Genomic DNA, 14,499 nt, shown 5'->3' with positions numbered 1-14,499 from the left:
CGCAGAGCGTGTGCGCCTTCCCTGCGGGGGAGGCGCACACGCGTTCCCGGGGGCCCCGTGCGTAGACTCGGGAGACGTCCCCACCTCGCTCACGACCCCGGAAGGCGGCGCGCATGGCTGTTCTCGAGACCATCGGCGGTCCTCGCGATCTCGATCGCCTGACCGCGGCCGAGCTCGAGACGCTGGCGCAGGAGATCCGCGACTTCCTCGTGCGCGAGGTCTCGAAGACCGGCGGCCACCTGGGCCCGAACCTCGGCGTCGTCGAGACGACGATCGCGATCCACCGGGTCTTCGACTCGCCGCACGACGCGATCGTGTTCGACACCGGACACCAGTCCTACGTCCACAAGCTGCTCACCGGTCGCCAGGACTTCTCGAAGCTCCGGCAGCGCGGCGGCCTCGCCGGCTACCCGCAGCGGAGGGAGTCGCCGCACGACATCGTCGAGAGCTCGCACGCCTCCAGCTCGCTGTCCTGGGCGGACGGCATCTCCCGCGCCTTCACGATGACCGGTCAGACCGACCGCCACGTCGTCGCGGTCGTGGGCGACGGCGCCCTCACCGGCGGCATGACCTGGGAGGCGCTGAACAACATCAGCGACGACAACTCCCGCGGGCTGGTCATCGTGGTCAACGACAACGGGCGCTCCTACGCCCCGACCATCGGCGGCATGGCCCGCTTCCTCAACGGCGTCCGCACGCGGCCGACCTACCGCACGATGCACCGCGGCTCCCGGGCCGTCTCGGAGCGGCTGGGCGGCCCCGCCGCCGCCGTCTACCGCGGCGTGCGCGGCGGGCTCCACGGCTTCCTCAGCCGCTTCATCAACAACGAGGCGCTCTACTCCAACCTCGACATCAAGTACCTGGGGCCGATCGACGGCCACGACCTGACGGCGATGGAGGAGGCCCTCCAGCAGGCGAAGGACTACGGCCAGCCGGTCATCGTCCACGCGATCACCCAGAAGGGCAAGGGCTTCGGTCCGGCCGTGCACGACCTCGCCGACCAGTTCCACGCCGTCGGGCAGATCGACCCCGAGACGGGCGAGCCGCTGAGCGCGGCCGGCGCCCGCTCGTGGACCTCGGTGTTCGCCGAGGAGATCGTCACGCTGGCCGACGAGGACCCGACGATCGTCGGCATCACGGCCGCCATGCTCCGGCCCGTCGGTCTCGACCGCCTCGCGGAGAAGTACCCGGAGCGCGTCTTCGACGTCGGCATCGCGGAGCAGCACGCCGTGACCTCGGCCGCCGGTCTCGCCTTCGGCGGGCTGCATCCGGTCGTCGCGCTGTACGCCACCTTCGTGAACCGCGCCTTCGACCAGGTGCTGATGGACGTCGCACTGCACCGCGCGGGCGTCACCTTCGTGCTGGACCGCGCCGGAGTCACCGGACCCGACGGTCCGAGCCACCACGGCATGTGGGATCTGGCGATCCTGCAGGTCGTCCCGAACATCCGCCTCGCCGCTCCGCGCGACTCCGTGCGCCTGCGCGAGGAGCTGCGCGAGGCCGTCGGCGTCACCGACGCGCCGACCGTGGTGCGCTTCTCGAAGGGGAGCGTCGGAGACGAGATCGACGCCGTCGAGCGTCTCGGCGACGGGGTCGACGTGCTCGCCCGCGCCGAGCGCAAGGACGTGCTGCTGGTCACGGTCGGGCCGATGGCCGCGATGGGTCTCGAGGTCGCTCAGCGGCTCGCGGCCCAGGGCATCGGAGCCACCGTCGTCGACCCCCGCTGGGTCGTGCCCGTTCCCACCAGCATCATCGAGCTCGCCCGCGAGCACCGCATCGTCGTCTCGATCGAGGACGGGGTGCGCGTCGGCGGGATCGGCACGCGCATCCGCCAGGACCTGCGCGAGGCCGGCGTGGACACCGCGGTGACCGAGCTCGGGCTGCCCGACCAGTTCCTCGACCACGCCAAGCGCGAGGAGATCCTCGAGGACGTCGGACTCACTCCCCAGCACATCGCCCGCGACGTCGTCGCGCAGGTGCTGGGCAGCAAGATCCCGGTCGCCCGTCCGCTCCCGGACGAGGTCGAGGCCCGGGACGACGCCCGCAGCGACTGATCGGCCGTCGGGACCCGTCCCTCAGGCGACGCGCGGAAGGGGCGCCGGATCAGATCCGGCGCCCCTTCCGCGTCACTGCACTCCGCGTCAGTCGACGCCGCGGATCGCGGGGTGGTGGAACGTGTCCCCGAACGCCCGCTCGCTCGCGCCGACCCGGTCGAGGTAGGGCGTGAGCCCGCCCATCTGGAACGGGTAGCCCGCGCCGAGGATCAGGCAGAGGTCGATGTCCTCCGCGGCGTGCACGACGTCGTCGTCCAGCATCCGCTTGACCTCGTCCGCGAGACCCGTCTCGACGCGCAGCCGCAGCTGCTCGGCCGTCATCGGCTCCGTGCCCCCGGCGACGATCGCGACCGCGCGCTTGTCGACGCCCTTCACACGCCCCTTCGCGTCGCGCTCGAAGACGTGGCCGAGCTCGGCGAGGCGGTGCAGGTTGGGGCTGTCGAAGAAGCGGTCGGGGAACGCGGCGTGGTGGGTGTCGAGCACGTGCGCGCCGACCTTGAGGCCCACCAGCTCGAGCAGCTCGAACGGGGTCATCGGCAGGCCGAACGGAGCCAGCGACTGCTCGACGACCTCGAAGGGAGTGCCCGTGTCGACCGCGTGCATCGCCTCGCCCAGGACCTTCGCCAGCACGCGGTTCACCACGAAGCCCGGGGTGTCGCGCGTGATGACGGCGTTCTTCTTGAGCTTCGCGGCGGTGACCATCGCCGTCGAGAGGGTCTCGTCGTCGGTGTGCGGTGTCCGGACCACCTCGATCAGCGGCATGACCGCGACCGGGTTGAAGAAGTGGAAGCCGACGAGGCGCTCCGGGTGCTCCAGCCGCTCGCCGATGCGCTCGACGGAGAGGGACGAGGTGTTGGTCGCGAGCACCGCCGTGGGCGAGACGTAGCGCTCGATGTCGGCGAACACCTCCTGCTTCACCGACAGCTCCTCGAAGACCGCCTCGATCACCCAGTCGGCGTCGGCGAAGTCGGAGCGATCGGTCGTGCCGGTGATCAGCGCCCGGAGGCGGTTCGCGTCGTCGGGGGAGACGCGTCCCTTCGCCAGCAGCGCGTCGATCTCGGCGCGGATGCCCGCGACGCCCTTGTCGACCCGCTCCTGGTCGAGGTCGGTGATGACCACCGGCACCTGGAGGCGGCGGAGGAAGAGCAGCGCGAACTGCGAGGCCATGAGGCCCGCGCCGACGACCCCGACCTTGGTGACGGGCTTGGCCAGCGCCCTCTCCGGCGCTCCCGCGGGTCGCTTGGCGCGCTTCTGCACCAGATCGAACGCGTAGATGCTCGCGCGGAACTGGTCGCCGGAGATCAGGTCGGCCAGCGCCTCGTCCTCGGCGGCGAAGCCCTCCTCACGCGTGGTGTTCTTCGCGGCCTTGAGCAGCTCCAGCGCGCGGTACGGAGACGCCGCGACCGTGCCGATCCGCGACTCCAGCTGCTTGCGCGCGATCGAGATCGCGACGTCCCACTTGACCAGCCGCTCCAGCTTGCCGGGCGCGTTCGGCCGCTCCACCTTCACGGAGCCGCCGATCACGCCGTCGGCCCAGCGGAGCGAGTCCTCGAGGAAGGCCGCGGGCGGGAAGATCGCATCGGCGATGCCGAGGTCGAACACCTCCTGGCCCTTGAGCGTGCGGTTGTTCTTCAACGGGTTCTCGACGACGACCTTGAGGGCGTTCTCGATGCCGATCAGGTTCGGCAGGAGCCACGCGCCGCCCCAGCCGGGGATGATGCCGAGGAAGACCTCGGGGAGCCCGAGCGCGGGGATGGAGGAGTCGACGGTGCGGTAGTCGGCGTTCAGGCCGATCTCGGTGCCGCCGCCCAGGGCGAGGCCGTTGATGAAGGCGAAGGACGGCACGCCCAGCTCGGCCAGCATCCCCAGCGTGCGGTGGCCCAGGCGCGCCAGCTGGCGGCCCAGCTCACGGCTCGGGATGGCCCCGACCTTGCTGAGGTCGGCTCCCGCGGCGAGGATGAACGGCTTGCCGGTGATGCCGACCGCCTGGATCTCGCCCCGCGAGGCGCGCTCCTTCTGCGCCAGGAGGACGTCCGCCAGCTCGAAGAGCGACGCCGGCCCGAAGGTGTTGGGGCGGGTGTGGTCGCGGTCGTTGTCGAGCGTGATCAGGGCGAGCGTGCGGCCGCTGGGCAGCGGAACGTCGCGGACGTAGGAGTGGGTGACGACCTCGCCCTCGGCGAGGTCCACGAGGTTCTCGAATCCGTCGAGCATGGGTCAGCGTCCCTTCCGTCGTCCGCGCTTGCCGTCGTAGTGCGGGTTCTCCCAGATCACCGTGCCGCCCTGACCGAGGCCGACGCAGAGGGCCGTCACGCCGTAGCGGACCTCGGGGTGCGACTCGAACTGCCGGGCCAGCTGGATCATCAGCCGGACCCCGGAGGAGGCAAGCGGGTGGCCGATCGCGATCGCTCCGCCGTACTCGTTGACGCGCGGGTCGTCGTCGTCGAGGCCGAAGTGGTCGAGGAAGGAGAGCACCTGCACGGCGAACGCCTCGTTGAGCTCGAAGAGCCCGATGTCCTCGATGCCCAGGCCCGCCTTGCGGAGCGCCTTCTCGGTCGAGGGGACCGGGCCGATGCCCATGATCTCGGGCTCGACGCCGGCGTACGCGAAGCTCACCATCCGCATCTTCGCGGACAGGCCCAGCTCCTGCGCGGCCTCGGCGCTGGCCAGGAGCGACACCGTCGCTCCGTCGTTGAGCCCGGAGGAGTTGCCCGCGGTCACCCGGCCGTGGGGGCGGAACGGGGTCCGCAGGCCCGCGAGGCCCTCGAGGGTCGTCTCGGGGCGCGGTGCCTCATCGGCGGTCGCGAGGCCCCAGCCCGCGGCGCTGCGCGTGGCGACGGGGACGAGGTCCGGCTGGATGCTGCCGGCGGCGTACGCGGCGGCGAGCTTCTGCTGGCTCCGCAGGGCGTAGTGGTCGGCGCGCTCCTTCGTCAGGTGCGGGAAGCGGTCGTGGATCCGCTCCGCCGTGCGGCCCATGTTGAGCGCGTCCTCGCCGACGAGGCGCTCGGAGAGGAAGCGCGGGTTGGGGTCGGCGCCGAAGCCCATCGGGTGCCGGCCCATGTGCTCCACGCCGCCGGCGAGGACCACGTCGTAGGCGCCGAACGCGATGCCGCCCGCGGTCGCGGTGACCGAGGTCATCGCTCCGGCGCACATGCGGTCGATGGCGAAGCCGGGCACCGACTTCGGCAGCCCTGCGAGCAGCGCCGCCGTGCGGCCGAGGGTCAGGCCCTGGTCGCCCTGCTGGGTGGTGGCGGCGATCGCCACCTCGTCCACCCGCTCCTTCGGCAGCGCGCCGTTGCGCTCCAGCAGACCGATCATCGCCTTGACGACGAGGTCGTCGGCTCGGGTCTGCCAGTACATGCCCTTCTCGCCGGCACGCCCGAACGGAGTACGGACTCCGTCGACGAACACGACTTCGGATCTCTCGGCCACAATGCCTCCCAGGAACTCACGGTCGCCGTCGATCGTAGGAACCGGCACCGCGCAGCCGGAATCCTTTGCCGCTTCCTACGAAGGGGTTTCGGTGCCCTCGGCCGGCGCTTGGGCCGCTTCGACAAACGCGGTGGCGATCGAGCCCGACGTGGCCTCGACCTGCCAGGCGCGGGCGCCGGCGCGGGTGAGCTCCGCGGCGACCGACTCCGCGGTCAGCGGCTCGGGCGGGTTCCAGGCCACCCGGCGCAGCAGCTCCGGCGTGAGCAGGTTCTCGACCGGGAGCGAGAGCAGCTCGGCGATCTCGGTGACCACGGCGCGTCCCGCCTTCAGGCGCGCGTCGGCGGCCGGGTTGCGATCGCCCCACGCGCGGGGAGGGGGGAGCGTGTCGGCGGCCGGGCGGGTCGGGCTCGGCAGGTCCTCGGTCGTCGTCCCGCGCTCGATCGCGGCCCACCAGCGCTCGACCTCGCCGCGGCTGGCGCGGCCGGTGAAGTCGCGGCGGCCCGAGAGCTGGCCGATGCTGGTCGGGATGTTGCGGGCGACCGCGATGATCGAGGAGTCGGGGATCAGGCGGCCGGGAGCGATGTCGCGCTCGCGGGCGAACGCGTCCCGGGCCAGCCAGAGCTCGCGCGCCACGGCGAGGGGGCGCGGGCCGCGGAGCGAGTGCATGCCGGAGAGGCGGCGCCACGGGTCCGGCGGGACCGCCTTCGGGGCGCGCGCGAGCGTCGCCTCGAACTCCTCGCGGGCGATGCGCGTCTTCCGCGCGGCGATGAGCATCTCCTCCATGCGGTCGCGGAGGTCCACGAGGAGCTCCACGTCCTTCGCGGCGTAGACGAGCCAGCTCTGGGGGAGGGGGCGGGTCGACCAGTCGGCGGCCGAGTGCTCCTTGGCCAGGTGGATGCCGAGGAGGTCCTCGACGACGGCGCCGAGGCCCACCTTGGGCAGTCCGAGGAGCCGGGCGGCGAGCTCGGTGTCGAAGATCCGCACCGGGTCCAGGCCCACCTCGCGGAGGCAGGCGAGATCCTGGCTGGCGGCGTGGAGGACCCACTCCTCCTGGCCGATGACCGCCTGCAGGGCGTCCATCCGGCCGATGGCGGGGGGATCGAAGAGGAACGCGCCGGCACCGCGCCGGTAGACCTGGATCAGGTACGCGCGCTGCGAGTAGGTGAAGCCGGAGGCGCGCTCGGCGTCGACGGCGACGGGGCCCTCGCCGGCGGCGAGGGCGTCGACCGCGGCGAGGAACTCGTCGGGCGTGGAGAGGACACGGTAATCAGTCACGGTTGTTCCGTCGGAAGGCGAGCGGGGTCACACCGTCGCTCGATACGGGCGGGAGACCCGCGAGCATGCACAACAGCTCCCCCCACCCTTCCACGTGAGCGGCGAGCTGCGCATCATCCGGGCTCCAGGAGGCGCGGATCTCGATCTGCGCACCGTCCCCCTGAGCGGCCAGCTCGCCGAAACCGGTGGAGAGCACCTTGGTGGCCGTGCCGGACGCGGCGGAATAGGAGGCGCCCCGCGCCCCGAGGGCGTCGATGAGCCAGGACCAGGCGACCTCGGCGAGGAACGGATCGGTGCCGATCTCGACCTCGAGCGGGGCCTGGGCGAAGCAGACGACACGGAAGGGGCCGCCCCACTGCTCGGGCTCCTCGGGGTCGTAGAGCAGGATGAAGCGCCCCGTGCCCAGCTCGGAGTCGCGTCCGTGCGCGTGCGGCGCGACGTCGCCCGACAGGGCGAGGGCCCAGGGCGCGAGACCCGACGGCGAGGCGATCTCGGACACGGTGAGCTCGGCGCGCGTGGCAGCGGCGCGGATCGACTCCGTCGCGACCCGGAACTCCTCGGGGAGCTGGGACGACGCTGGGAATTCGGGCACGGTCGCAGACTAGGGTTCCGACGCGCCCGGGACGCGGAGGCACGCCGGGTGGGCGGCTCTCAGCGCGTGCGGCTCCAGCGGGCGTAGACGGCCCCGGAATCGTCCGCGGCCAGGAGCGTCAGGGCGTAGGCGTCGTCGACGACGGCCGTGCCCGTCGCGACCGGGAGGCCCGGCAGGACGACGCGCGGCGAGGTGGTGAGGCACAGCTCGTCGACCCGGCCCGAGGCGAGGAACTGGCCCGAGAGCGAGGCGCCGCCCTCGCAGACGACGCGGTGCAGGCCGAGCCCGGCGAGAGCCTCCAGGAGCTCGTCGACGCCGATCCGCTCCGAGGAGGACGGGACCGGGACGACCTCGACGCCGGCGGGGAGCCCCTCCACCGCGCCGCGCGACTCCGGCACCAGCAGCAGGACCCGGGAGCCCTCCTGCAGCTCCAGGCGGTGCCCGGCGAGATCGCCCGAGGCGGAGACGACGGCGAGCGGGACCCGCCGGGGGACGCGGTAGCCCTCGGCGCGGACGCTCGCGGCTCCGACGAGGACGACGTCGGCCTGCTCGCGGACGACTCCGAGGATCGTGCGGTCGACGCGGTTGGTGAGCGTCTCGCTCGTGCCGTCGGAGCCGGTGCTGGAGCCGGTGACGCTCGCGATCATGTTCAGGCGCACGCGCACCGCCTCGTCGGGACGCCAGGCGTCCGCGACCGCCGCTCGCGCGCCCTCCTCGCCGATCACGATCGGCGGACCGGCGGGGACGAGCGGCCGGAGGATCATGCGGCCAGGTGCGCGCGGACCTGCCGCTTGGTACGGCCGAGCAGCGCGGTCATGCCGCGCAGGCGCAGCGGCGAGACCGCCTCCGAGAGGCCGATGGTCTGCGGGAAGTCGTCGGGAACGGCGAGCACCTGCTCGGGGGTGAGCCCGGCCAGGCCCTGCGCCAGGATCGACGCGAAGCCGCGCGTCGTGGGCGCCTCGCGGGGAGCCGTGGCGTGCAGGTGCACGATCCCGCCCTCGACGTCGACGACGATGAAGACGGGCGCCTGGCACTCCTCCACGCGCTCGAAGAGGTCCGGGTGGTCGCGGTAGCGCTCGGGCAGGTCGGGGAGCTCGTTCGAGAACTCGAGCAGGAGCTGCAGGCGCTCCGGCTTCTCGAGGGCGAGGAACTCCTCGCGGATGTCGCGCAGAGCGTCGGGGAGCGTGGTGTCGGTCATCCGGTCCAGTGTCTCATCGGGGGAGGGGCGGCGGGCGGTCGCAGCGGAGGCCGGGAGCCCGGATCCGGCCCGTCGACGGGCGGATCGGCGCTCCCGGCCTCCGTCGTGACGCGTCAGCGGGCCGCGGGGGCCTCGCCGGGCTCGGCGCCCTGGACGATCGGGACGCGGACGGCGCTGCCCCACTCGGTCCAGGAGCCGTCGTAGTTGCGGACGCCCTCGAAGCCGAGGAGGTGGGTCAGCACGAACCAGGTGTGGGCGGAGCGCTCGCCGATCCGGCAGTAGGCGATGACGGAGTCGCCGTCCTTCAGCCCCGCGCCCTCGCGGTAGATGCCGTTCAGCTCGTCGAGGGGGCGGAAGGTGCCGTCCTCGGCGGCGGCCCTGCCCCACGGCACGTTCTGCGCGCTCGGGATGTGACCGGCACGCAGGGCGCCCTCCTCCGGGTAGGCCGGCGCCGTGGTGCGCTGCCCGGTGAACTCCTCCGGAGAGCGGACGTCGATCAGCGGGTTGCCGAAGTGCGCGAGGACGTCGTCCTTGAAGGCGCGGATCTCGGCGTCGCTGCGCTCGACGACGGGGTACTCGGCGGGCTCCGGGGAGGAGGCGTCGGTGGTCGTCGGGCGGCCCTCCGCGAGCCACTTGTCGCGGCCGCCGTCGAGCAGACGGACGTCCTCGTGACCGAAGAGGGTGAAGACCCAGAGCGCGTAGGCGGCCCACCAGTTGTTCTTGTCGCCGTAGACGACGACGGTGGTGTCGCGGGCGATGCCCTTGCCGCCGACGAGCGCGGCGAACGCGGCACCGTCGATGTAGTCGCGCTGCACCGGGTCGTTGAGGTCGGTGTGCCAGTCGATCTTGACGGAGCCGGGGATGTGGCCGGTCTCGTAGAGCAGGACGTCCTCGTCGGACTCGACGACGACGAGACCGGGAGTGCCGAGGCGCTGCTCGAGCCAGTCGGCGCTGACGAGCCGTTCGGGGTGCGCGTAGGAGGCGAACTTCGGCGACGGATCGGTTTCGACGGACAAGGAGGACCTCCAGGATGGTGCGCGGAGCGCGGGCGTGATTCCACGGCGGGCTACGCTGGAGCCCGCCCTTCAGCGACAGTACGCGTCCGCGGACGACGCCGCACGGAGGGCGCCGTAAGAGTTCGACACAGAACCGCGGCGGCTCCGTGCCCGGTGCGGCCGCCGCCACTGAGCGCACGGACCCCCGCCGTGCGCAGGATGCGAGACGCGAGTGAGCCCCGACGACGTCCGATCGACGAGCAGCCTGACCGCCCGCTCGCCCCAGATCAGTGGGCACGAGATCGCGTCGACGCTGGTGCCCCCGCGCCAGTTCGAGGGCGCCACCTTCGAGAGCTACCGTCCCGACCCGGAGTACCCCTCGCAGGCCGACGCGGTGGAGGCTCTCCGCGCGTTCGCCGCCGGCGGCGGATCCAAGGGCGGCGGAGGCGGCTTCCTGGGCTTCGGCCGGAAGAAGGCCCCCGCGGTCAAGCCGGGCGTGTACCTCGACGGCGGCTTCGGCGTCGGCAAGACCCACCTGCTCGCGGCGATCTGGCACGCGGTGCCGGGCCGCACCTACTTCGGGACGTTCATCGAGTACACCGCACTCGTCGGCGCGCTCGGCTACGCGGCGACCGTCTCGCTCCTCAAGGGCTCGGCGCTGCTGTGCATCGACGAGTTCGAGCTGGACGACCCGGGCGACACGATGCTGATGACGCGGCTCCTCGGCGAGCTGGTCGCCTCCGGGACCCGCATCGCCGCGACCTCGAACACCCCGCCCAACGCGCTGGGCGAGGGGCGCTTCGCCGCGGCGGACTTCCTCCGCGAGATCCAGTCGATGGCCGCCCACTTCGAGACGATGCGGATCGACGGCACCGACTACCGGCGCCGCGACATCGAGGGCCACGCCGTGGTGCGCACCGACGAGGAGATCGACGCTCTCGTCGCGGCCGCCCCCGCCGGCTCCGTCGTCACCGACGACCCGTTCGCGGACGCCGTGCACCACCTGGGCACCGTGCACCCCTCCCGCTACATCAAGGTGATCGACGGCGTCGACACCATCGTGCTCCGGGGCGTCACCGCTCTGACCGACCAGACCGACGCCCTGCGCCTCGTGGCCTTCATCGACCGGGTCTACGACGCGCAGATCCCGGTCCTCGCCTCCGGGACGCCCCTCGACGAGGTGTTCGGCGGCGACATGCTGAACGGCGGCTACCGCAAGAAGTACCTGCGCTCGATGTCGCGGCTCATCGCGCTCACCTCGATGGCGCCCCGCTCCTAGGGGCGGATCCGCTCTCCTCCCGGCGTTCCCGGGTTCGTCGTCGTGCCGTCCGCCAGCGCGCCGTAACGCGCTTTTTACACAGGGGCCTCGGCCGTAACCTCCGCGAAACGCGGTGCCTCACGGGACGAAACCTCGCGCCACCAGACTGTCGGCTACCCGAGGTGACCCGACACCCGCGTGTCTCCAGGCCGTGCTCCGACGCAGCGTCCTCGCTCCGGGCTTTTCTCTGCACACTCACGAGAGGTTCAACAATGGATCAAGGCAATACCGCGTTCCTGCTCATCGCAGCCGCGCTGGTCCTGCTCATGACCCCCGGGCTCGCCTTCTTCTACGGCGGCCTGGTGCGTGCGAAGAGCGTCATCAGCATGATGATGCTCAGCTTCGGAGCCATGGGCCTCATCGGGGTCCTCTGGGTCCTGTACGGCTACGCGATCGCGTTCGGCAACGGCCCGTCCGGCCCCGCAGGGACCGACACCTTCGTCGGCATCGACGGCGTCCTCGGCATCGACACCGCCCAGATCGGCCTGCAGGGCATCTACAACGACGCGCTCGGCGAGCAGACGTCGGCCTACCCGACGCTGGCCTTCGCCGCGTTCCAGGCGACGTTCGCGATCATCACCGTCGCGCTCATCTCCGGCGCCATCGCGGACCGCGCGAAGTTCGGCGCCTGGATGGTCTTCGCCGGCGTCTGGGCCACCGTCGTCTACTTCCCGGTCGCCTCGTGGGTCTTCAACTTCACCCTCGGCGACGACGCCACCGTCGTCGACGGCGGCTGGATCGCCTACGGCGTCGGCGCGATCGACTTCGCGGGCGGCACCGCCGTCCACATCAACGCCGGAGCGGCGGCCCTCGCCCTCGCCCTGGTGCTCGGCAAGCGCGTCAATTTCACCAAGGGCGCGCACCAGCCGCACAACCCGCCGTTCGTGCTCCTGGGCGCCGGACTGCTGTGGTTCGGCTGGTTCGGCTTCAACGCCGGCTCCGAGCTCGCCGCCGACGGCATCGCGGCCGTCGCCTTCCTGAACACCATCGCCGCTCCGGCCGCCGCGATCCTCGGCTGGCTCGTCGTCGAGAAGATCAAGGACGGCAAGCCCACCTCGATCGGCGCCGCCTCGGGCGCGGTCGCGGGCCTCGTCGCGATCACCCCGGCGTGCGCCAGCCTGTCGCCGTTCTGGGCGATCGTCCTGGGCGTCATCACCGGCGCCGTCTGCGCCCTGGCGATCGACCTGAAGTACCGCCTCGGCTACGACGACTCGCTCGACGTGGTCGGCGTGCACCTGGTCGGCGGCCTCATCGGAACGCTCTACATCGGCTTCTTCGGCACCGGCGTGGGCCTGTTCCTCACCGGCGACGCGAGCCAGCTCGGCAAGCAGGCCCTCGCGGCCTTCACCGTCCTCGCCTACTCCTTCGTCATGACGCTCCTCATCGGCTGGATCATCCAGAAGACGATGGGCTTCCGCGTGAAGAACGAGGACGAGATCGCCGGCATCGACACGGCCATCCACGGCGAGGCGGGCTACGTCCTGGCGGACTGACCCCCTCCTCCGCAGCACCCGACGGGGTGCCGGCTCTCCGGAGCCGGCACCCCGTCGGCGCGTCCGCGACGGGCGACCGCCGGGCGCGCCCCCGCGGGCGGGCGGCCGCGGATCCGGGCTAGGGTTCCGGGGTGCCCTCCTCGCGCTCGGTCGTGTCCCTGCTCCTCCGACTCCTCGGCCGCGCGGTCGCCCCGCGGCCGGACGCCGGGCCCCGCCCGCAGCGCCCGTACCTGAGCACGACGGCGCCGACGCCGGGCGCGAGCGGAGTGGGCCGCACCGTCGAGGTCGACCCGTCGCGGCTCCGCGGGGTCCGCCTGGGCTACGCGCCCACGCCCGACGGCGACCCGGACCCGGGCGAGGTCGTCTGGACCTGGGTGCCGTACGAGGAGGACGACGGCCGCGGCAAGGACCGCCCGGTGCTCGTGCTCGCGGTGGAGAAGTCGGGGACGGTGCTCGCCGTGCGGCTGAGCTCGAAGGAGCACTCCGACTACCTGGCCGTCGGGACCGGCGGCTGGGACCCGGACGGGCGCCCCAGCTGGGTCGACCCGGAGCGCGTGTTCCGCGTGCACCCCGCCGGGATGCGTCGCGAAGGAGCAGCTCTGGAGCGTGCTCGGTACGACGCCGTCGCCCGGGTGCTCTCGGCGAGGTACGGCTGGCACTGAGCGCTCGACGTCGTCGAGCGGCCACGAGAGGTCGCCGCTGAGCGCCTCAGGGGAGATCCCTGCCCGTCGAACGAGGGCCGTGCTCCTCGGAGGAGGCGTCAGACCGGGTCGATCGGCACGAAGCCCGCGTACTTCGCGGCGCGGCCGTCCCCGGAGGACGTGCCGGTGAGCCTGCGCTGCACCCACGGCGCGACGTGCTGCCGGTAGTACTGCACGGTTCCGCCGCGCCGGAGTGCGGCCTCGGGAGCGTCGGGCAGCGCGGCGGGCGGCGTGAGCCCGAGCGCCCGCAGGACCCGGTCGGCCACCCGCCGGTGCCCCCGCGGGCCGAGGTGCAGGCGGTCCTCCGACCACAGCTCCGGATCGGCGAAAGCGGGGTCGTGCCAGTTGTCGGCGACGACCACGTCGGTCCGGTGACTCGTCCGGCGCAGGACGGCGTCGGTCAGCGCGTCCCCGCGGCGGCGGATGAGAGAGCCGAGCGGGAGCCGCGGCGACGGGTCGGCGCCGGCCAGGGCGATCAGCACGACGCCCTGCTCGTCGCAGCGCTCGAGCACACGGAGGTAGGCGTCGGCGATCCGCTCGATGTCGGCCCGCGGGCGCAGCATGTCGTTGCCGCCTCCGTTGAAGGAGAGGTGGGTCGGGCCGAGGGCGAGCGCGGGCTCGAGCTGCTCGGCGAGGATCGGCGCGATGAGCCGGCCCCGGATCGCGAGATTGGCGTACTCGATCCGCTCGCCCGTGGCCGCCGCCCATCCCGCGGCCGTCAGATCGGCCCAGCCGCGCGGGGTGCCGTCCGGCCGCTCGTCGCCGACGCCCTCGGTGAAGGAATCGCCGATCGCGACGTAGCGGACGGCCGTCATCGGCGGGTTCCGGAGGTGCGCATCGTGGCACTGTACCGCTCCGCGGCCGGGCTCAGGCGCGGCGCCTCAACGGGGTGACCGGTGCCGTGCGGACGCTGCCGGGGCGGGGCGGCGTCGCGGCGCTCGGGGCGGCGGCGAGCAGCTCCACCTCGGGCCGGGTGCCGGGCCGGTGCTCGCGCTCGGGACGCGGGGCGGCCCGGAACCAGGCGGCCAGCGCGGAGGACCGGCGGTGCCTCCGGTGGTCGCGGTCCAGCTCGGCGGTGCCTCGGTAGCCGGAGCCCCGGGCGATGCGGTCGAGGCCGCCGAGAGCGACGGGGGTGCTCGCCATCAGAACGGCGGCCAGCTCGAGTCGGCGGAGGGCGAGGTGCTCGTCGAGGCCGAGCCCGTAGCAGCGGCGGAACCGCAGCCGCAGCAGCAGGGCGGGCATCCGCAGCTCGGCGGCGAGGTGGTGGACGGTGAAGCGCCGATCGAGGTAGCGCTCGTTGACGAGGGCGGCCGCCGCGATGGCGACGACGTCGAGCGGCCGGCGGGAGGCGGCGAGGCGGGGGGTGGGGGTTCGGGTGTCCAGGGGAGGCATGCACAGGAGACGCGCGAGGTCCCTGTTCGTGACGCGGAGGCGCGGAATGCGT

The 14,499-nt window shown here is 72.8% G+C and carries 13 protein-coding genes; 4 read left to right on the top strand and 9 right to left on the bottom strand.

From position 1 onward, the window contains the following. Window positions 1-113 precede the first annotated feature (113 nt). The gene (gene dxs, locus GSU40_RS08115) at window positions 114-2,054 is read left to right on the top strand and encodes a 1-deoxy-D-xylulose-5-phosphate synthase (RefSeq protein WP_104222098.1); all 1,941 of its coding nucleotides are present in this window, start codon (window positions 114-116) and stop codon (window positions 2,052-2,054) included. 87 nt (window positions 2,055-2,141) lie between these two features. Here dxs and GSU40_RS08110 read toward each other — a convergent pair whose 3' ends face one another. From GSU40_RS08110 to GSU40_RS08080, 7 genes are all read right to left on the bottom strand, one after another. Continuing rightward, the gene (locus GSU40_RS08110) at window positions 2,142-4,265 is read right to left on the bottom strand and encodes a 3-hydroxyacyl-CoA dehydrogenase NAD-binding domain-containing protein (protein WP_160034382.1); all 2,124 of its coding nucleotides are present in this window, start codon (window positions 4,263-4,265) and stop codon (window positions 2,142-2,144) included. 3 nt (window positions 4,266-4,268) lie between these two features. Then, window positions 4,269-5,483, bottom strand: coding sequence for a thiolase family protein (locus GSU40_RS08105; RefSeq protein ID WP_104232573.1), 1,215 nt, complete (start codon window positions 5,481-5,483; stop codon window positions 4,269-4,271). Window positions 5,484-5,558: 75 nt separating this feature from the next. Continuing rightward, window positions 5,559-6,758: a ribonuclease D gene (locus GSU40_RS08100; protein ID WP_104222092.1), complete on the bottom strand. Its 1,200-nt coding sequence runs from the start codon at window positions 6,756-6,758 to the stop codon at window positions 5,559-5,561. Continuing rightward, window positions 6,751-7,350, bottom strand: coding sequence for a DUF3000 domain-containing protein (locus GSU40_RS08095; RefSeq protein WP_104222090.1), 600 nt, complete (start codon window positions 7,348-7,350; stop codon window positions 6,751-6,753). The genes GSU40_RS08100 and GSU40_RS08095 overlap by 8 nt, the downstream gene beginning before the upstream one ends. A 59-nt stretch (window positions 7,351-7,409) precedes the next feature. Next, window positions 7,410-8,114: a dihydrofolate reductase family protein gene (locus GSU40_RS08090; protein ID WP_104222088.1), complete on the bottom strand. Its 705-nt coding sequence runs from the start codon at window positions 8,112-8,114 to the stop codon at window positions 7,410-7,412. After that, the gene (locus tag GSU40_RS08085; RefSeq protein ID WP_104222086.1) at window positions 8,111-8,548 is read right to left on the bottom strand and encodes a SufE family protein; all 438 of its coding nucleotides are present in this window, start codon (window positions 8,546-8,548) and stop codon (window positions 8,111-8,113) included. Before GSU40_RS08085 ends, GSU40_RS08090 begins: the two co-directional genes overlap by 4 nt. A 113-nt stretch (window positions 8,549-8,661) precedes the next feature. Continuing rightward, on the bottom strand, window positions 8,662-9,564 hold the full coding sequence (locus GSU40_RS08080; protein ID WP_104232576.1) for a sulfurtransferase: 903 nt from the start codon (window positions 9,562-9,564) through the stop codon (window positions 8,662-8,664). 211 nt (window positions 9,565-9,775) lie between these two features. Here GSU40_RS08080 and zapE point away from each other — a divergent pair, with 211 nt between their 5' ends. From zapE to GSU40_RS08065, 3 genes are all read left to right on the top strand, one after another. Continuing rightward, window positions 9,776-10,822 carry a cell division protein ZapE gene (zapE, locus tag GSU40_RS08075; protein WP_160034380.1) on the top strand — a complete coding sequence of 349 codons (1,047 nt, stop codon included), beginning with the start codon at window positions 9,776-9,778 and terminating at the stop codon, window positions 10,820-10,822. A 251-nt stretch (window positions 10,823-11,073) separates the two neighbouring features. After that, a complete protein-coding gene (locus tag GSU40_RS08070; RefSeq protein WP_104222080.1) occupies window positions 11,074-12,354 on the top strand; it encodes an ammonium transporter in 1,281 nt (426 codons plus the stop codon). A 131-nt stretch (window positions 12,355-12,485) separates the two neighbouring features. Further along, window positions 12,486-13,016, top strand: coding sequence for a type II toxin-antitoxin system PemK/MazF family toxin (locus tag GSU40_RS08065; protein ID WP_167299028.1), 531 nt, complete (start codon window positions 12,486-12,488; stop codon window positions 13,014-13,016). Between the two features lie 98 nt (window positions 13,017-13,114). Here GSU40_RS08065 and GSU40_RS08060 read toward each other — a convergent pair whose 3' ends face one another. Further along, window positions 13,115-13,870 carry an SGNH/GDSL hydrolase family protein gene (locus GSU40_RS08060; RefSeq protein WP_104238766.1) on the bottom strand — a complete coding sequence of 252 codons (756 nt, stop codon included), beginning with the start codon at window positions 13,868-13,870 and terminating at the stop codon, window positions 13,115-13,117. Between the two features lie 52 nt (window positions 13,871-13,922). After that, window positions 13,923-14,447: a hypothetical protein gene (locus GSU40_RS08055; protein WP_160034378.1), complete on the bottom strand. Its 525-nt coding sequence runs from the start codon at window positions 14,445-14,447 to the stop codon at window positions 13,923-13,925. Window positions 14,448-14,499: the final 52 nt, after the last annotated feature.

It is taken from the genome of Rathayibacter sp. VKM Ac-2805, from assembly GCF_009834265.1.
Taxonomy (GTDB): Bacteria; Actinomycetota; Actinomycetes; order Actinomycetales; family Microbacteriaceae; genus Rathayibacter.
This window is presented reverse-complemented; position numbering and strand designations above follow the sequence as displayed.

Coding starts and splice junctions, on each gene's coding strand:
- dxs (WP_104222098.1), top strand. CDS start 114: ATGGCTGTTCTCGAGACCATCGGCGGTCCTCGCGATCTCGATCGCCTG.
- GSU40_RS08110 (WP_160034382.1), bottom strand. CDS start 4,265: ATGCTCGACGGATTCGAGAACCTCGTGGACCTCGCCGAGGGCGAGGTC.
- GSU40_RS08090 (WP_104222088.1), bottom strand. CDS start 8,114: ATGATCCTCCGGCCGCTCGTCCCCGCCGGTCCGCCGATCGTGATCGGC.
- GSU40_RS08085 (WP_104222086.1), bottom strand. CDS start 8,548: ATGACCGACACCACGCTCCCCGACGCTCTGCGCGACATCCGCGAGGAG.
- GSU40_RS08070 (WP_104222080.1), top strand. CDS start 11,074: ATGGATCAAGGCAATACCGCGTTCCTGCTCATCGCAGCCGCGCTGGTC.
- GSU40_RS08060 (WP_104238766.1), bottom strand. CDS start 13,870: ATGACGGCCGTCCGCTACGTCGCGATCGGCGATTCCTTCACCGAGGGC.
- GSU40_RS08055 (WP_160034378.1), bottom strand. CDS start 14,447: ATGCCTCCCCTGGACACCCGAACCCCCACCCCCCGCCTCGCCGCCTCC.